Origin of the sequence: Amycolatopsis circi (genome assembly GCF_003385235.1) — a bacterium.
In the GTDB taxonomy this organism is placed as follows: domain Bacteria; phylum Actinomycetota; class Actinomycetes; order Mycobacteriales; family Pseudonocardiaceae; genus Amycolatopsis; species Amycolatopsis circi.
This window is the reverse complement of sequence record NZ_PQIA01000040.1, coordinates 16057-32861: the sequence shown is the minus strand read 5'-3', so window position 1 is coordinate 32861 and position 16805 is coordinate 16057. Positions and strand designations below refer to the sequence as shown.

Genomic DNA, 16805 nt, shown 5'->3' with positions numbered 1-16805 from the left:
CGTCGTAGGTCTGTCACGCCCCGGCGCTGACCTGCGGTCCGCCCAGTTGTACCCCTTCTGACCTGCTGGTTAGCGGTTGTCGCCGGTCGTTCATGGTCAACACTCGCCGACGTCTGACGGCCTGGAGACGGCCTGGCGGGTCCTTCCTGCACCTGTTCCGGCGGCCGACCGCGGAACTGACCTCGTGGGGTTCCTGTTCGCCCCCTTCTCCCTCGTCCCTGCTGCCTCTAGCGCCGGGTCGGTCGTGTCAAGGCACGCTTTCCCGCCTTGATGCGGCCGACCCGGTGTTAGACGCTGAGTAACGAGGGACCCTTGGTGACCACTGTGCGTCGGCCGCGCAAGTCGGGGGACTGAGCCGGGTGGCTCGATGAATCTCCGTCGTCGTTGGCGGCGCGCTTGCGTTGCCATGTCTGCGGCGGGCTCGCCCGGCGGCGCGGGCCGGAGCGGAGCGGCAGGCTCGCGTCCGCCATTGGGCGGAGCCCGCCGTACGCGAGGTGACACGCGCGCCGCCAACGGCGGCGCGCCTTGATCCCATAGAGCCAAGTTCGGCAGCAGGACGATTTTGACTTTAACGGGTCGATCTTTGGACGGCGGTGGGCAACGTTGCTTGTCCGCAGTCGCACAACTCTGCTGTTGGGATGTTCGCAGACGCAATTAGTCAAACCAAGGTGTTAGCAGTGGTCGAATGGCATCTAAACCGGGGGGTAAACCGTGGCTTGATCTTGCTGCCCAGGTCTGGCGGCCGGAGGTCGCGACCTTCTGTAACCGTCTGCCGTTCAACGACGACTGCACAGGGCATCGAAGAACTAGACGCGGCGAGGTTGACACAACCAGGAGGTTGGGTGAGTATGGGCTTGCCAGCCTTTGACGAGCACGGAAACCTCGTGCCCGGCGTACATGGCGTGACCTGGGCGGAAGTCAAGGAGGCATACGGCTACAACCCGAAACGGCGACTCATCCTGGACGGCTTGAGAGAAGTCCTAGATCGACTTGAGGAGCGGAGCGCGGTCCGTGTGTGGGTTGACGGTTCATTCGTGACCACAAAGCTGCGTCCACGCGACGTCGACGTTGTATACGAGCCCCCGCCTGGTGCTATCACTTCCGAGTGGGGGATTCTGTCATGGCCTAGGAGGGATCAACTAAAGAAGTTGTACCATGTTGACCTTTTGCCATTCCCGGGGAATGAACGTTCTCGGCTAGGTAGACCTATCACGATTACAGAATTTTTTCAAGTCGATCGAGACGGAAACAAAAAGGGCATAATTGAGCTGACTAGGTGGAGGTCGTGATGATCAAAAATAATCGCCAGCTCGCAGTAGCGCGAGAAAAGCTACTCGCTCTTGAAGCTTCCGCCGACGAGGCTTCCGATGATATGTCGAAGCTAACCTATATGCAACTCGCGTCCGATATTCGTCGCGAGATTATGGATTATGAGTCGGTAAAGTCTGGTCAAATTCGAGTGTTTGCGGTCTCTGGGCTAGATGACCTGGGTGAATCGGTAGTGCGAGCAAGGCTGGCAAGTGGACTGACACAGAAAGAACTGGCTGGACAGCTCGACGTTTCAGAGCAAATGGTACAGAAGGACGAATCTCGTTCCTATGAATCAGCCGGAGTTGCACGGGTGGCTGACGTTATCGATGCTCTTGGATACGAATTAATTGGAACGTTGCGCCCGAAGCCGGGCGTTTTACATCTTCACGAGCGATCGACTCAGAATAATATCCTCGCCAGCTCGGAACATGAGCATGGTTCGAGTCCAACTGCAATAAGCACTCATCCCGCATCAGCACTGGGGGTGTTCGGCATGGTCACCCCTTGGTCGTCGCTGGCTTCTCGGAACCACGTTGTGGCTTCAATAAAGTCCGGCTATCACGCTGAGTCCGGGAACGAGATGACAGCAATTCGAGTGGTAGGGCAGAGTGGGGATTTTGGATGAGAATTAAATGGATTCTACTCTGCGAAGGGTTTGGACTTGATTCGAAAGGTGCGCTTACTGCGATCGGCTTGAATCAGAACGTGGTCGCATCGGAGACATTGCCAGTTCAAACCAAGCGGGCGATCATAATTAGGCTAATTGATGAGAATGAGCCCGCTTATCAAGGCGTGATGACGATTTCATTCTCTGTTATATCGCCTACCGGCAAGGTTGTCTCAGCGAACACGGCTAATGTTTCTATTGGGCCTAAGAAATTTTCAGACTTGCCGGGAACCGGTGAAATACCGGCCGAGTTGATTCTGAATTTGAGCGAGTATGGCACTTATAGGGTGTCGGCAGAAATTCGACTCGAAGATGACCGTGTCGAAACCGTGGCCGAATACCTCTACGTAGTCTCCTCACCGGGCCTCGCAAGCTAGGCAGACACCTACAAGTGGGTGGCTTTTTCGTCATCTCGTCGACCTGGCGCAGTCCGACCACATCGGGTCAAGGGGGCACCTCCGCCGGTGCGCAGCATGTAGGCGAACTGCCCTCTTGGCGCGGCGTGATAGCCCTCGGGAGGTCGGCGTGATGGCAGCAGGTCACTCATGGACGCAACGTGTGCGCGGGCCCGGTCATCTCGGAGACCTGTCCGCCCGGCCAAGATATCTCTTGGTCGCCCGCTAGCTGGACGTGCACAGATGGTCACGATACGTTCGCCAAATGGAGATGAAGCAGGACTCAGCACAGTTCGGCGAGAGCGGCTTTCCTTTCGAGATCGCTGTTCAGACGACCGGCCTGCAAGGTGGCGACGCCAGCCATGGTGGCTACGTCGAAGTCACCGTTACAGATCACGATGGCTTCGCAGTAGCGGCCAAACCGAGTCAGCAGACTGGTGAGGTCGTCCGGCTTCGCGCATCGGGCGACCTGGAAATGCTGGCATTGGCGGACGGCCTGGAGTGGGCTGGGCGACGCCTGCGTGAGCTGATCGGCTCGGAGCACGCTACCAGCGGGCAGGAGCCGCCTTGGTGATTGTGTATCGCTTGTAGATCTGCGGCCCCTTCGGCGGTGGTCGCTGGGTCTCCGTTGCGGCGGATTGGACGCTGCCCCAGCGACCCCGGAGGGCCGCCTTGACCAATCGGTGAAGTTATCAACACGTCGTCTGCGACGTTGCTCTGATGGTTGCCGCTAACGGTCAGCTGAGAACTGTCGTCAACGCGCGGTGAATCGCTGACGACGCCCCAACGGTCTCGGCAGAGCCGGTGGTGTGATGCTCGCCTGTGGCGTCGGTGACGAGTGCGCCAGCTTCGCGTGCAACAAGAACTCCGGCTGCGGTGTCCCATGGCTTGTTGGACAGGATGACGCATGCGTCTGTGCGGCCCTCGGCGACGAATGTGAGGTCGAGCGCCGCCGACCCGAACATGCGGACGCGCTCTACGTTCTCGGCTAGGGCTTGGGTTACAGAGAACCGGCGGCGGTTCTTCTCCGTCGCACCGGTGCCGGTGGCGTAGTCGCCGAGGGAGACGATGGCGCGGGCGAGACTGTCGTTGGTGCTGGCTTGGATCGCGTGGCCGTTGCAGTACGCGCCTGCCCCTTCAACTGCGGAATAGCTGAGGTCCAGGAACGGGGCGACGACGACACCAACCACGGGTTCGCCGCGATGGACAAGTGCTAGCTGGGTCGCGCATAGCGGTATGCCGTGTGCGAAGTTGGATGTGCCGTCGATGGGGTCCAGTGCCCAGACTTGGGGTGTGCTCGGGTCAATGGTGCCGCCGCCTTCTTCTTCTCCGAGGAAGCCGATCTCCGGAGTGGCGCGTTCCAGGAACGCCCGGACCTCTCGTTGGATCCGAAGATCTAGATCAGTAACGAGGTCGCGGTCTCCCTTGGCATGGACCTCGCCCGGGCCTTGGGTAGTCATGAGTTTCCGGCCGATCTCGACGGCCTCCTGAGCGACGGCGAGCATCGCGTCCAGGTCGTCGTTCTTCACGCGGTGACCTCCGTCGAGCGCGCCCACATGGACTCGAAGACCTGCGAGAACGTGTCGAAAAGGCCGGCGGGCTTGCCTGCCTGCCGTTCCATGACCAGCGTCGGTGACTCGACGCCTCGCGCGTCCGGTAGGTAGGGCTGGACCACGCAGGTGTCGTTGTCGATGACGGTGATGTTGAAGCGCACGGGCTCGTCGTAGGTGCGGATCTGCAAGTTCTCTCGCGCGGACGGGCTGAGCTTGGACTGGAGACGCTGCAAGGTCTGCATGTTCAGCGTCGTCAATGTGGTGAGCACGTCCTGCGGAAGCCCTTCTTCGCGTTCGCGCGCCTTGATGTACTCCCCGGCCGGGTCGAGGAACAAGGCGCGAACCGTGGTTCCGTTCTCCAGCAGGTCCGTGAGCGAGCGGTCGGAGTACTGCTGGCACAGTGCGTTGAGCGACAGACCAACAATGCTGATCGAGTCCGCGTCGTCGAACAGGCGGTGCGGCGGCATCTCGTGACTGAACTCCGGCCGCGTGGTGAACACGGCGGTCACATCGGCCATGCCCTCGGCACGGGCAACCGGCGGCGCGGCTGGTGCGGCGGGCTTGGTCGACGGTGGCTCGGGGACGAAGCCGATTCCCCCGGTGTGCTCCTGGAACAGCTGCTCGGCAGTCCACCCGGGGAACATGCTCTCCAGGATCCGGCAGTGGTCGGCGTAGGGGAGGCCGCGGACGTCCCCGGACAGCCATCGGTAGAACTGCGCCTTGCTGGGATAGCCGCCCTTCAACGTGTCGTCGATCTTGGCGGCGTGCTTGTCGTACTCGCGGCAGAATGCCCGATGGCCCTGTAGGTGCCGCTGCTTCAGCAGCACCTTGAGCACGTTGGCTTTCTCGGTCACCGGTCCCGCGTCGTGGTCCGCCATGCGACCACCGTAGCAGGCGGATGAGACAAAGACGAGACTCGATGATGGTCAGAAGTTCGAGACGAGACCTCCGCGCCATCTCGATGAAACTCCTGGTCAGCCGATTGTGTACGTAGCCGCCAGTGAGGCGGGACACAACGGTGAAGCAGGTGAATCCAACATGGCGATCAGCAAGGGCTTTCGGTTCCCGGTCGAGTTCGACGAGGCGTTCCCGCAGGGGTTGGTGATGGTTGGCGAGGTGTCGCCGGACAACGAGTACCAATCGCGAGAGGACCGGGCGGCCGGTCGGCCTGCTCGGCAGCGGGTGGACGAGTCCACGGGCAAGCGGCAGTGGAAGGTGACGGTCACCGACCCGAGCGAGCCGAACGCGAAGCGGGCGTCGTATGAGGTGACGTTCCTGGCGGACGTTCAGCCGGTGCCGACGACCAGTGAGGTTCTGCCGGGGATGCGGCCGATCGAGCTGGAGGGGCTGACGGCGGAACCGCGCGTCGCGGGCAATGGCGAGTTCAAGTACCAGTCCTACGTCTACCGCGCGACGGGCTTCAAGGCTGTTGCCAGCGGTGGCGGGTCGAAGTCGGCGCGATCGGCGCAGCAGGAGCAGACGGCTAAGGCCGCGTGACGGCGCTGACGGCGACCTGACTGGGAGTCGCAATGGTGACCAAGAAATCGGTGAAGGCGTGGGAGGACGCGTACCGCAAGTACGGGGCCGCATCGGAATTCGCGGCTCGTGCGGGTCAGAGCGACCACGAAGCGGCGTCTGTCATGGCGCACGCTTCGTGGGTCGTCGCTGAGGCCTGGCGGGCGATTGCGGCGGAGCGTCAAGACCTGACCTGGTGGATGTTGGCCGCGATCGAGTCCGCGGCTGAGGCATTCGAGGACCAGGCACGCCATTGGCAGCGAAAGGAAGGACAAGACGGTGCCGTTCAACGCGACCTGGACGCCTGGCCCGGAAGCGGTGGCGGGAATGCACGCCAGTGGCCCGGAAACCCTGCCGGGCTTGGTCCTCTACCTCGACAAGGACAGCTTGGCGATCACCCCACCGACCGACCCGACGCAGTGGCGGGCGTTCGCGACGTTCCTTCGCCAACTCCGCGACGGCGCGGACCAACTGGCGGCCGTCCTCGACGGACAGGCAGGGCAGGCACATGACGACCAAGACTGAACCGGCCACGCTGGAAGACGCGCACAACGCGGCGAGGTCCCGGCGTCCTGCCTCCAACGCCGCTCGTTCGGAATGGGTGGCTTTCCATCTGACGAACGCGGGGATGTATCGGACTGTCGCGGACTATGACCGCTGGCACCACCACGAAGCCCTGTACTGGGCGGACTACGAAGAACGTCAGGCTAAGCGGCTTTCTTCTCCCTCCGGAGAGGATGACTCCGGGGCGAAGTAGTCCACATTAGACAACGAAAAATTCAACACCAGTAAGAAAAAACGCACGCTCGGACGTGTGGCGATGAAGCACGTCCTCGTTCAGATGTGCGTGACCCGTAAGACGCAGAAGCGGAACCCGGCTACCAACCTTGCCGCTCCTGCGCTGTCCACAACCAGCGGAAGTGAACAATGACAACGCTAAACGATGACAAGCGTTGCGTGTCAACGGGGGTCACCCGGACGCGCTGCGGTTCCTGTAAGCGATTCGCGAAGTTGCTGCCCGGCGAGACCAAGTGCGCGACGTGCTTGGGCGTGCTGCCGCTCGACCTGACATCGGTGCGGGGTGGTCGGTGATGCACATGTCGACCGGGTTTCTTATTGCGGCACTTGGGTTCTTGGGCCTTGGTGTGTGGGTGCTGCACAAGATCGGCCGGGCGCTGGCGTCCGTGCTGGAAGTCTTGGCGGCTGCTGCGGTGGTGTTTGTCGCCCTGTGGTGGTTGTGCAAGGCCGCCGTCTGGGTGCTGGCGCAGGTGGTGACGCGGTGGCGTACCAGCCTGGCCGTGGTCGGTGTTTATGTGTGGTGCGAACTGGCGGGCTGGGTCTCGCTCGTCTCCGTTCTCGGTGGAATCGGCTTCGTGCTGGGCGTGTGGCGGTTGATCGGCCCGGTGTCGTTCGACCAGTGGTGCTGGTGGTTCCTGCGCTCGTGGTGGGCACGGTGGTTCGTCTACGGACGCAAGCTTCCGGCCTGGCTGCACGCCTGCGGGCTGTCGGTGCGGGACGAAGCGTTGCCAGTCGTGGTGAACGTGAACCTTGTCGGTCGTCGTCGCACGCTGACCCGCACATCGGCAGGGACCTTGTCGGCCCGGACGCCGAAGGTGTGCAAGGTCCGTTCCGGTGCCTCGTGGGACGAGGTGCGGGTAGAGCTGGTGCCCGGCCAGAAGCCGGAGGATTTCGACGAGGCCGCGCGGGCCTTGGCGGTAGCGCGGAAGGTCGCGCGCTGTCAGGTGCGGGAGCTGGAACCGAACGTCGTCTCCATCGATTTCCAGCGACATGACCGGCTGTCCTCGGTGGTGTCGTGTCTGCCCCTGCCGGAGGGTGCCGAGGCCGGCGGGGTCGACCTGCGCAACGTGTGGGCAGGCCGGACCGAGTACGGCAAGGCGTGGCACGTTCCGCTGCTCGGCGCTGGTGCGCACATCCTGACGGCTGGTGCGTCGGGCGCGGGCAAGAACTCGGTGATGTGGTGCCCGCTGGTCTCTGCCGCGTCGGCGATCCGTTCGTGCGTCGTCCGGATGTCCGGGATCGATCCGAAGGGGATGGAACTCGCCTACGGGCGCGGGATCTTCGCTCGTTACGCGGTGTCGGGCAAGGACGCGCTGGAGGTGCTTGACGGCCTGGTGGACGAGATGGAATCGCGGAAGCGGGCCTTCTCCGGGCGCGTGCGCACGATCCCCGTGTCGACGGAGTATCCGTTGGAGCTGCTGGAGTTCGACGAGATCGGCGCACTGACGAAGTACACCGACCGCAAGACGCGGGATGCGATCGTGGAACGGGTCGCGCTGCTGACCACGCAGGGGCGGGCGCTGGGGATCTCGGTCCGCGGCTACGTCCAGGAACCGACCAAGGACACGGTTCCGGTGCGGGAGCTGTTCACCCGCCGAGTCTGCCTGCGCGTCACCTCCAAGAACCACGTCGGGATGGTGCTCGGCGACGGTGCATACGAACGCGGTGCGTGGGCGAACCGGATCGGCGACTCGGAAGCCGGTGTCGGCTATGTGTGGGGCGAAGGCATCCGCGAGCCGCTGCGGGTTCGAGCGGGCTGGGTGTCGGACGAGACGGTTAAGGCGCTGGAGGACTACGTCACTAACGGCGGCAGCGCCGATCTGCGCTCCCGAGTGCAGGGGGTGGCGGCATGAACTCGCTGATGGTCTTCCTTGACGCGATCCGGGACCACCTCGACCTGCACCAGCTCCCGCCCGTCGCGTCCCTGGACGTCTCGGCCTGGTCCCGGCCGATCTCGGTGCAACTCGACGTCGACGGGCTGCCCGAGGTCGCCCGTGCCCTGTTGGTCTGGGCGAACACCCTCGACGACGTGACGGCTTCGCTCTGGCGGGTCCGGGAGGGCGACTCTGTGCACCTCTCGATCACCGGACGCACCCCGTGCGGAATCCCGGTGCGGGTCTACGGCGCGGTCCCGTTCGACGCTCGCACCTTCCCGGATCTTCCTGCGGGTGCGAAACAAACCATGCCGCTGTATCTGCTGCGGGACTGGACCGCGCCCGGGGAGGTGGCTGCCTGATGAGCGACACGACCACCCGCGCGGAACGAATGCGGGCACCCCTCGCCGACGACGTCATCCGCGCCACGGCAGAGAAACACGGCGTATGCGTGCGGCCGTTCACGATGGAAGTCGGCGACCAGGACACCGGCGAAATCCGCTACGTGCCGGTGCCCTGCGGGTCCACTGTGGAATCCGTGTGCCTGCCGTGTGCGCGGAAAGCCAAGGCGCTGCGGCAAGTCCAGTGCCGCGAAGGCTGGCACATGACCGAGGAACCCGATCTCGCATCAGACGAGCCAACCGAAGACCAGACGGAGCTACTGACGTTCCGGGCGGACCTTGTCGCGTCGTACCGAGAGATCGCCGATCAGGACCCCGCTGAGGCTGAGGAACTGCGCGAGGAAATCCGAGGGGTTGACGAAGAACTTCGGCAACTCGGCGTCCGGGGCCGCTTGCCCTCGGCCGACCTGCCGACCAGGAAGGTGGTGAAGCGGTCGACGAAGCGGCGGCAGGACGCGCCGAACCTGCCCCGGCGCAAGGTCGCCAAGACCACGGTGGGCCGGGAGTACGCGGGGCGGTTCCGGCCGTCGATGTTCGTCACGCTGACCTGCGACACCTACGGCCCGGTCCGCGGTGACGGCTCCCCGGTCAACCCGGCTGCCTACGACTACCGGCGGGCGGCGCGGGATGCGGTGCATTTCTCGGCGCTGGTGGATCGGTGGTGGCAGAACCTGCGCCGGGTCGTCGGCTGGGACGTGCAGTACTTCGCGACCGTGGAACCGCAGAAGCGGACCGCTCCGCACCTGCACGCCGCTATCCGGGGATCGGTGCCGCACGAGGTGATCCGGCAGGTCACCGAAGCCACCTACCACCAGGTCTGGTGGCCGAATCACGACGAGATCGTCTACACCGACCGGATGCCCGCCTGGGACGGTCCGGAGCGCGGGTTCGTCGATCCCCTCACCCGAGAGCCGCTGGTGTCCTGGGACGAGGCGGTAGACCAGGTCGAGACTCCGGCGCATGTGGCGACTTTCGGGCGGCAGGTGCACTCCAAGGGCATTCTCGGCGGGAGCGAAGAGGCTGGCCGCCATATCGGCTACTTGACGAAATACCTGACCAAGTCCACTGGTGAGGTGGTCGAGGCCGACACGGCGGCGCTGGCTGACCACCACGACCGGCTGTTCGCCGAGCTGGCCATCACGCCCTGTTCCCCTCGGTGCGCGGTGTGGCTGCTGTACGGGATCCAGCCCAAGGGAGCGAACGGCAAGACCACTCCGGGGCATTGCAAGGGCCGGGCGCATCGGCGGACCACCCTCGGCCTGCCCGGTCGCCGGGTGCTGGTGTCACGCAAGTGGTCGGGAAAGACGCTCGTCGATCACAAGGCCGACCGGCGCGGCTTCGTCCTGGATGCGCTCGCTGCGGTGGGAATTGAGAAGCCGCAACCGGACCCGGCCCGGCTCGTCTGGCGCAAGGTCGACGCTGGAGATCCGCACGTGCCGCCTCGGCCACACCTGGTGATGCACGCGATAGCCGAACGCATCGCCTGGAAGGCCGAGTACGACCGCGCACTACTTGCCGCCAGTCCGCCGGAAACTTCGGCAACTCAGATCGCAGCGTGAAAGGGGGAGCCATGGACGACGTGCGTGCGATCGACCCGCTTTGGACGCTCGACGACGTAGCGGCCTTCCTGCGGGTTTCGGTCGAAACATTGCGCGCGTGGAGGAAGCGCAACTACGGGCCACCTGGGCGAAAGATGGGAAAGCACCTCCGCTATGACCCGGTCGAAGTTCGGAACTGGTTCGCCGACGCGGTCTGAACAATTCTCAATTCAACTCAGAGGAGAAGTGTGCCATGGGGCATATCCAAGATCGTTGGTATCGGACCAAGATCGACCCGGAGACTGAAAAGCCTGTGCTGGACAGCAAGGGCAACCCGGTCAAGGAGAAGACCGAGATTTACGGTACCGGCCTGCGGTACAAGGTCCGGTACTTGGACCCTGGCAAGCGGGAACGATCCAAGATGTTCGCGGACCGGCAGCTGACTGCGGCTCGCAACTTCTTGCACAAGGTCGAGAACGACAAGAATCAGGGAACCTACCTCGACCCGGAAGCAGGGCGTGTGACATTCCGTGAATTTGGGGAGGGCTGGCTCAATTCGCAGACGTTCGATGAATCAAGCAGGGAAGGAACTGAGTTTCGGCTCAAGCTGCACGTCTACCCGGTGCTCGGTGACAAGTCGCTGGTTGCTATCCGTCCGTCGACGATCCGTGAATGGGATCGCGGGCTGCAAAAGAAGGGGCTGGCCGAGACCTACCGCCGGACGATCTTCGCCAATGTTTCGGCAATCTTCGCTGCGGCCATCGACGACGAACGGATCAGCAAGAACCCGTGCAACGCCAAGTCGGTCACCAAGCCGCGCGGCGAGTACCCGAAAGTTGTTCCCTGGCAAGAGAAACGAGTGCACGCGGTTCGGAAGGCACTCGGCGATCGTTACGGCGTCATGGTGCCCCTCGGTGCCGGTTGCGGACTCCGGCAAGGGGAAGTGTTCGGCTGGTCTCCAGACGATATGGCTGAGGACTCCGACATGCTCAAAGTCGAACGTCAGGTCAAGATCGTTCGCGGCCGGATGGTCTTCGCGCTGCCCAAGCATCGCAAGACGCGAGAGGTACCGCTGTCGACGGAGGTCCGGACGGCGATCAAGGAGCACATGAAACGGTTCCCGCCGTTGGCCGTGACGCTTCCGTGGGAGGTGCCGGACGGCAAGCCAGTCACGGTGCGGTTGCTGGTTTACACCCGGGAGAGCAACCAGCTTCACCGCCACTCGTTCAACCACCACACCTGGAAACCTGCTCTTCGGGAGGCAGGGGTGGAAGCGCCAGGCCGGGCCGAAGGGTTTCATGCGCTCCGGCACTTCTACGCGTCGGCACTTCTAGACGCGGGGGAGAGCATCCGGGCACTCGCCGAATATCTCGGTCATGCCGACCCGGCGTTCACTCTCCGCGTCTACACGCACCTCATGCCGACGAGTTCGGAGCGGACCCGGCGGGCCATCGATGAGGTGTTCCGCCGGAAAGACGCCGCGTGAAACGACAAGTGCACAAAGAACGGGACGGCGGTCGGGGAATCCCCTCGACCGCCGTCCCGTGTCTTGTGGGTCGTCACCTGCTGACCTTTGACGGCCTGGTGACGGCCTGGCGGGGGCTCGGACCAGTGAAATGCCTGGTCACAGCCCCGCGCCGATCAGACGTCGTAGTAAAGCGAGAACTCGTACGGGTGCGGACGAAGCCGCAGCGGGTCGATTTCGTTTTCGCGCTTGTACTGGACCCACGTCTCGATCACGTCGGGCGTGAAGACGCCGCCCTCGAGCAGGTAGTCGTGGTCGGCTTCCAGCGTGTCCAGCACGGTGCCCAGGTCGCCGGGGACCAGCTTGACGTTCTTGGCCTCCTCGGGCGGCAGCTCGTAGAGGTCCTTGTCGATCGGCTCCGGCGGCTCGATCTTGTTCTTGATGCCGTCGAGCCCGGCCATCATCATCGCCGAGAACGCGAGGTACGGGTTGCCCGACGAGTCCGGGCAGCGGAACTCGGCGCGCTTGGCCTTCGCGTTGTTGCCGGTGATCGGGATGCGCACGCAGGCGGAGCGGTTGCGCTGCGAGTACACCAGCGAAACCGGGGCCTCGAAGCCCGGCACCAGGCGGTGGTAGGAGTTCACCGTCGGGTTGGTGAAGGCCAGCAGGCTCGGCGCGTGCTTGAGCAGGCCGCCGATGTAGTGCCGCGCCGTGTCGGACAGGCCCGCGTAGCCGGACTCGTCGTGGAACAGCGGCTGGCCGTCCTTCCACAGCGACTGGTGGCAGTGCATGCCCGAGCCGTTGTCGCCGGCGAGCGGCTTCGGCATGAACGTCGCGGTCTTGCCCGCGGCGAACACGGTGTTCTTCACGATGTACTTGAACAGCTGCAGGTCGTCGGCAGCGTGCAGCAGCGTGTTGAACTTGTAGTTGATCTCCGTCTGGCCGGCGGTGCCCACCTCGTGGTGCGCGCGCTCGATCTCGAAGCCGGAGTTCGTCAGCGTGCGGACGATGTCGTCGCGCAGGTCGGCGAAGTGGTCGACCGGCGGGACGGGGAAGTAGCCGCCCTTGAACTTCGTCTTGTAGCCCTGGTTCCCGCCCTCGGTGTCGGCACCGGTGTTCCACCAGCCCTCGACCGAGTCGATCTCGTGGAACGACAGGTGCTCGGCGTCTTCGAAGCGGACCGAGTCGAAGATGTAGAACTCCGCCTCGGGACCGAAGAAGACGTTGTCGGCGACGCCGTACTCCGCGATGTACTGCTCGGCCTTGCGCGCGATGTTGCGCGGGTCGCGGCTGTAGGCCTCGCGGGTGAACGGGTCGTGCACGAAGAAGTTCAGCGAGAGCGTCTTCGCCTTGCGGAACGGGTCGATCCGCGCCGTCTCGGGGTCCGGCAGCAGCAGCATGTCGGACTCGTGGATCGACTGGAAGCCGCGCACCGAGGAGCCGTCGAAGGCGAGGCCCTCTTCGTACGCCTCCAGGTCGAACGCCTTGGCCGGCACCGTGAAGTGCTGCATGACGCCCGGCAGGTCGCAGAACCTGACGTCGATCGACTCGACCTTCTCGTCGGCGATGAGGCGCTGAATGTCGTCTGGAGTAGTGGGCACCCTCGGTGACTCCTTCTCGTTCGTTACCGGCGGCTGTACTCTCTTCGGCTCACGCTAAGAGGGCGGTGTTGCCCGACCGTCACCCGAATGTTTCGCCGGTGTTAACGGGCCGCCGTCACCGCCCAGTCGACCAGGCCGGATGTGGTCCGCGCCACCGGCATACCCTGGACGGGTGGCGAGATGGACGGGTGAATGGCTGCCGGGCACCGGCGACGGCTCCACCGCGACGGGCCCGCGCGAGGCTCCGAAGTGGCGCGGCGAGTCGATGGGCCTGCCCGAATCCGGCGTGGGCGCGGTGGCGGGCGGCGGTCCGCGCTTCCTCGCGCTGGTCGTCGACCTCGTGCTCGCGTCCCTGATCACGGCCCTGTTCGTGCGCTACGACCTGCAGAACGCCGCCGCGATGCAGACGTTCAACCTCTGGGCGGGCGCGGTTTGGGCGGTCGTCACGGTCATCCCGGTCACGTTCTTCGGCTTCACGCCCGGCATGGCGGTCCTGGGCATCCGGGTGGCCCGCCTGGACGGCGCGACGATGGTCGGCCCGTGGCGCGCGCTGGTGCGGATGGTGCTGACCGCGCTGCTGCTCCCGCCGCTGGTGCGCAACGCCGACGGCCGCAACTGGCTCGACCGCGCGACCAACACCGTCGTCATCCGGATGCGCTGACCGAAACAAAAGAACCCCCGGTCACGTCGGACCGGGGGTTCTTCGCAAGTAAGCAGTGTCAGCGACGACGGATGGTGCGCTGCACGTTCCGCATCTTCGCGCCGGCGGGCATCGGCCCCTTCGGCATCGCCGCGCCGCGCGAGCCGAGGGCGGCCAGCTTCGCTTCGAGCGCGTCGACCTGGGCCGGCTTGAGGTTGCGCGGCAGCTTTGTCAGGTGCGACTGCAGCTTCTTGAGCGGAATCTGCTTGTCCTCGTGCCCGATCGTCACGTCGTAGATCGGGGTGTCGCCGACCAGCCGGGACACGCGCTTCTTCTCCTGCGCGAGCAGGTTCTTCACCCGGTGCGGGGCGCCTTCCGCCACGAGGATCACGCCGGGGTGGCCGAGCACGCGGTGGACGGCGTCGAGCTGGGTCGTCGCGGCGACGGTCGGCGTGACCTTCCACTTCCCGCGCAGGTTCTCCAGCGCCCAGGCGGCCGTGCCGGGCTGGCCGTCGGCCTTCCCGTAGACCGTGCGCTGCACGCGCCTGCCGAAGATGATCACGGCGAGCAGGATGCCGAGCACGATGCCGAGCGGCAGCAGCGTCCACTGGATGTTGAAGATGAACCCGATGCCGAAGAGCACACCGGCGACCACCACGATCGAACCGGCCATCCAGGGGATGAGCATCGGGTCTTCGCGGCGCTGCATCTTGAACGCCTCGAACAGCTGGCCGCGCCGTGCCTTGCTCGCAGCGCGCTTTTCCCGCTTGGCCTGCTTGGCCGCTTCCTTGTCCTGCTTGCCCGCCATATGACCAGGATACGGCCGCGTGCCCGGCCGGGAATCCGTCGGCCCCCTCTGCGAGGATCGCGGGGTGGCCATCGCATCGTCTCCCCAGAGCCGGCAGAGCCGCGCGGGCCTGCTCGACGGGCTTGATCCCGAGCAGCGCGCCGCCGCGGCGGCCCCCCGCGGTCCCGTGTGCGTCCTCGCCGGAGCGGGCACCGGCAAGACCCGGACGATCACGCACCGCATCGCCCACCTCGTGCAATCGGGCCACGTCTCGCCGGGGCAAGTACTGGCGGTCACCTTCACGACGCGCGCCGCGGGGGAGATGCGCACCCGGCTGCGCGGCCTCGGGGTCGACGCGGCGCAGGCGCTGACGTTCCACGCCGCCGCCCGCCGTCAGCTCCGCTACTTCTGGCCGCGGGTCGTCGGCGACCGGCCGTGGGACTTGATCGACAACAAGTTCCGGCTCGTCGCCCAGGCCGCCCAGCGCGTCCGGCTGAGCACCGAGACCGAGGTGCTGCGCGACCTGTCGAGCGAGATCGAGTGGAGCAAGGCGTCGCTCGTGTCGCCGGACGACTACCCCTCGGTCGCCGCGCGGATGCAGCGCGACACTCCCGCACCGGTCGCGCAGGTCGCCGAGGTCTACCGCTGGTACGAGGAGCTGAAGACGAACGCGCAGGTCCTCGACTTCGACGACCTGCTCCTGCAGACCACCGCGGTGCTGGAGAAGCACGACGCGGTCGCTGCCGAGTTCCGCGACCGGTACCGCTGCTTCGTCGTCGACGAGTACCAGGACGTCACGCCGTTGCAGCAGCGGCTGCTCGACGCGTGGCTCGGCGGCCGCGACGACCTCACCGTCGTCGGCGATGCCAACCAGACCATCTACTCCTTCGGCGGCGCCTCGCCGAAGTCGCTGCTGGAGTTCACCCGGCGGTTCCCGGAGGCGACCGTCGTGCGTCTGGAACGCGACTACCGGTCCACGCCGCAGGTCGTCGCGCTCGCGAACCGCGTGATCGGTGCCGCGCGCGGACGTCCGGCCGGGTCGCGGCTGAAACTCATCGGACAGCGGCCGGAGGGCCCGGAACCTCAGTTCGCCGAGTACGAGGACGAGGCCGCCGAAGCCAGCGCGGTCGCGCGGCGGATCCGCGAACTGCTCGACGCGGACGTGTCGGCCAGCGAGATCGCGGTGCTGTTCCGGGTGAACGCACAGTCGGAGGCATACGAACAGGCGCTCACCGAAGCCGGGATCCCGTACCTGGTCCGCGGCGGCGAGCGGTTCTTCCAGCGCACCGAAGTGCGGCAGGCGATGGCAGCGCTGCGTACGGCGTCTATGGAGCCCACCTCGTTGGAGCTGGTCACTGCGGTGCGCTCGGTGCTCGCGCGGGTCGGGCTCACCGAGCAGCCGCCGTCCGGCGGAGCGGCGAAGGAGCGGTGGGACGCGCTGCTCGCGCTGGTGGAGCTGGCCGAAGAACTAGCGGCGTCGGTCGAGGACGCGGACCTGCCGCGCTTCGTCGCGGAACTCGAACAGCGCGCGGCGGCGCAGCACCCGCCGACGGTCGAAGGCGTCACGCTCGCCTCGCTGCACGCGGCGAAGGGGCTCGAGTGGGACGCAGTGTTCCTCGTCGGACTGTCCGAGGGCACCATGCCGATCTTGCACGCGGACGGTGACGACGCCGCGATCGAAGAAGAACGACGGTTGTTCTACGTCGGCGTCACGCGAGCGCGGGAGCACCTGTCGCTGTCGTGGTCGCTCTCGCGCGGGCAGGGCCGGGGACGCAACCGGCGGCGGTCGAGGTTTCTGTACGGGCTGATCCCGGAGGATCACCCGGCGGCGCGCATCGCCCGTTCGCAGCAGGTGTCGAAGCCCGGGTCGAACGTCGCGCGCTGCCGGCTGTGCGGCGGTCCGCTGGTGCAGACCATGGAGGTCAAACTGGGACGGTGCGGGAAGTGCCCGTCCACAGTGGACGAGGATCTGCTGGAGAAGCTGAAAACGTGGCGCGGGGAGCGTTCCCGGGAGTTGAAGGTTCCGGCGTTCGTCGTGTTCACCGACGCGACGTTGATGGCGATCGCCGAGCAACGGCCGACCGACGACGGCGCGCTGGTGTCGATCTCCGGGATCGGCGCGACGAAGTTGGAGCGGTTCGGCGCGGAAGTGCTCGACGTGGTCCGTTCGTCGATGCGATCTTGACCGCGTCTTCGCGGTGATCCATGCGGCGAACCTGCTGCTGTGAGGCGATCTTCGTCTCTTCGGCAGAGATTTGGG

Annotated in this window: 18 protein-coding genes; 14 read left to right on the top strand and 4 right to left on the bottom strand. The window is 65.3% G+C overall.

Going from position 1 to position 16805, the window contains the following annotated elements:
* Nucleotides 1–638: 638 nt before the first annotated feature.
* The 4 genes from D0D37_RS48845 (at nucleotide 639) to D0D37_RS19120 (ending at nucleotide 2947) form a co-directional block, all read left to right on the top strand.
* Nucleotides 639–1289, top strand: a complete 651-nt coding sequence (locus D0D37_RS48845; RefSeq protein WP_425266953.1) for a DUF6932 family protein — start codon at nucleotides 639–641, stop codon at nucleotides 1287–1289.
* Nucleotides 1277–1936 (top strand): helix-turn-helix domain-containing protein, encoded by a 660-nt coding sequence (locus tag D0D37_RS46690; RefSeq protein ID WP_162834317.1) that lies wholly within the window; start codon nucleotides 1277–1279, stop codon nucleotides 1934–1936. Before D0D37_RS48845 ends, D0D37_RS46690 begins: the two co-directional genes overlap by 13 nt.
* Nucleotides 1933–2355, top strand: a complete 423-nt coding sequence (locus D0D37_RS46685) for a hypothetical protein (RefSeq protein ID WP_162834316.1) — start codon at nucleotides 1933–1935, stop codon at nucleotides 2353–2355. Before D0D37_RS46690 ends, D0D37_RS46685 begins: the two co-directional genes overlap by 4 nt.
* A 283-nt stretch (nucleotides 2356–2638) precedes the next feature.
* Complete coding sequence (locus D0D37_RS19120) at nucleotides 2639–2947, top strand: hypothetical protein (protein WP_116201919.1); 309 nt, start codon at nucleotides 2639–2641, stop codon at nucleotides 2945–2947.
* A 163-nt stretch (nucleotides 2948–3110) separates the two neighbouring features.
* Here the strand turns inward: D0D37_RS19120 and D0D37_RS19115 are convergent, their stop codons facing one another.
* Together D0D37_RS19115 and D0D37_RS19110 are read right to left on the bottom strand one after the other, a co-directional pair.
* Nucleotides 3111–3902, bottom strand: a complete 792-nt coding sequence (locus tag D0D37_RS19115) for an inositol monophosphatase family protein (protein WP_244223574.1) — start codon at nucleotides 3900–3902, stop codon at nucleotides 3111–3113.
* The gene (locus tag D0D37_RS19110; protein WP_116201918.1) at nucleotides 3899–4804 is read right to left on the bottom strand and encodes a DUF5919 domain-containing protein; all 906 of its coding nucleotides are present in this window, start codon (nucleotides 4802–4804) and stop codon (nucleotides 3899–3901) included. The genes D0D37_RS19115 and D0D37_RS19110 overlap by 4 nt, the downstream gene beginning before the upstream one ends.
* 160 nt (nucleotides 4805–4964) lie before the next feature.
* Between D0D37_RS19110 and D0D37_RS19105 the strand changes: the two genes are divergently transcribed.
* The 8 genes from D0D37_RS19105 to D0D37_RS19070 all read left to right on the top strand — a co-directional run bounded on the left by D0D37_RS19105 (nucleotide 4965) and on the right by D0D37_RS19070 (nucleotide 11538).
* A complete protein-coding gene (locus D0D37_RS19105) occupies nucleotides 4965–5423 on the top strand; it encodes a hypothetical protein (protein ID WP_116201917.1) in 459 nt (152 codons plus the stop codon).
* Between the two features lie 297 nt (nucleotides 5424–5720).
* Complete coding sequence (locus D0D37_RS19100) at nucleotides 5721–5966, top strand: hypothetical protein (protein WP_116201916.1); 246 nt, start codon at nucleotides 5721–5723, stop codon at nucleotides 5964–5966.
* Nucleotides 5950–6198, top strand: a complete 249-nt coding sequence (locus D0D37_RS19095) for an AMED_5909 family protein (protein WP_116201915.1) — start codon at nucleotides 5950–5952, stop codon at nucleotides 6196–6198. The genes D0D37_RS19100 and D0D37_RS19095 overlap by 17 nt, the downstream gene beginning before the upstream one ends.
* Before the next feature lie 340 nt (nucleotides 6199–6538).
* Complete coding sequence (locus D0D37_RS19090; protein WP_116201949.1) at nucleotides 6539–8092, top strand: FtsK/SpoIIIE domain-containing protein; 1554 nt, start codon at nucleotides 6539–6541, stop codon at nucleotides 8090–8092.
* Nucleotides 8089–8475 carry a hypothetical protein gene (locus D0D37_RS19085; RefSeq protein WP_116201914.1) on the top strand — a complete coding sequence of 129 codons (387 nt, stop codon included), beginning with the start codon at nucleotides 8089–8091 and terminating at the stop codon, nucleotides 8473–8475. Before D0D37_RS19090 ends, D0D37_RS19085 begins: the two co-directional genes overlap by 4 nt.
* On the top strand, nucleotides 8475–10073 hold the full coding sequence (locus D0D37_RS19080) for a replication initiator (RefSeq protein WP_116201913.1): 1599 nt from the start codon (nucleotides 8475–8477) through the stop codon (nucleotides 10071–10073). Before D0D37_RS19085 ends, D0D37_RS19080 begins: the two co-directional genes overlap by 1 nt.
* A gap of 11 nt (nucleotides 10074–10084) precedes the next feature.
* Nucleotides 10085–10270, top strand: coding sequence for a helix-turn-helix transcriptional regulator (locus D0D37_RS19075; RefSeq protein WP_116201912.1), 186 nt, complete (start codon nucleotides 10085–10087; stop codon nucleotides 10268–10270).
* A gap of 35 nt (nucleotides 10271–10305) precedes the next feature.
* Nucleotides 10306–11538 carry a tyrosine-type recombinase/integrase gene (locus D0D37_RS19070; RefSeq protein WP_116201911.1) on the top strand — a complete coding sequence of 411 codons (1233 nt, stop codon included), beginning with the start codon at nucleotides 10306–10308 and terminating at the stop codon, nucleotides 11536–11538.
* A gap of 155 nt (nucleotides 11539–11693) precedes the next feature.
* On the opposite strand, the gene glnA is transcribed toward D0D37_RS19070, so the two are convergent.
* Entirely contained in the window at nucleotides 11694–13118 is a 1425-nt protein-coding gene (gene glnA, locus D0D37_RS19065; protein WP_116201910.1) for a type I glutamate--ammonia ligase, read from the bottom strand.
* Nucleotides 13119–13290: 172 nt separating this feature from the next.
* Here glnA and D0D37_RS19060 point away from each other — a divergent pair, with 172 nt between their 5' ends.
* Entirely contained in the window at nucleotides 13291–13779 is a 489-nt protein-coding gene (locus D0D37_RS19060; protein ID WP_116201909.1) for an RDD family protein, read from the top strand.
* 58 nt (nucleotides 13780–13837) lie between these two features.
* Here the strand turns inward: D0D37_RS19060 and D0D37_RS19055 are convergent, their stop codons facing one another.
* Entirely contained in the window at nucleotides 13838–14566 is a 729-nt protein-coding gene (locus tag D0D37_RS19055) for a DUF4191 domain-containing protein (RefSeq protein ID WP_116201908.1), read from the bottom strand.
* A gap of 64 nt (nucleotides 14567–14630) precedes the next feature.
* Here D0D37_RS19055 and D0D37_RS19050 point away from each other — a divergent pair, with 64 nt between their 5' ends.
* A complete protein-coding gene (locus tag D0D37_RS19050; protein ID WP_116201907.1) occupies nucleotides 14631–16730 on the top strand; it encodes an ATP-dependent DNA helicase UvrD2 in 2100 nt (699 codons plus the stop codon).
* The last annotated feature ends 75 nt before the right edge of the window (nucleotides 16731–16805 follow it).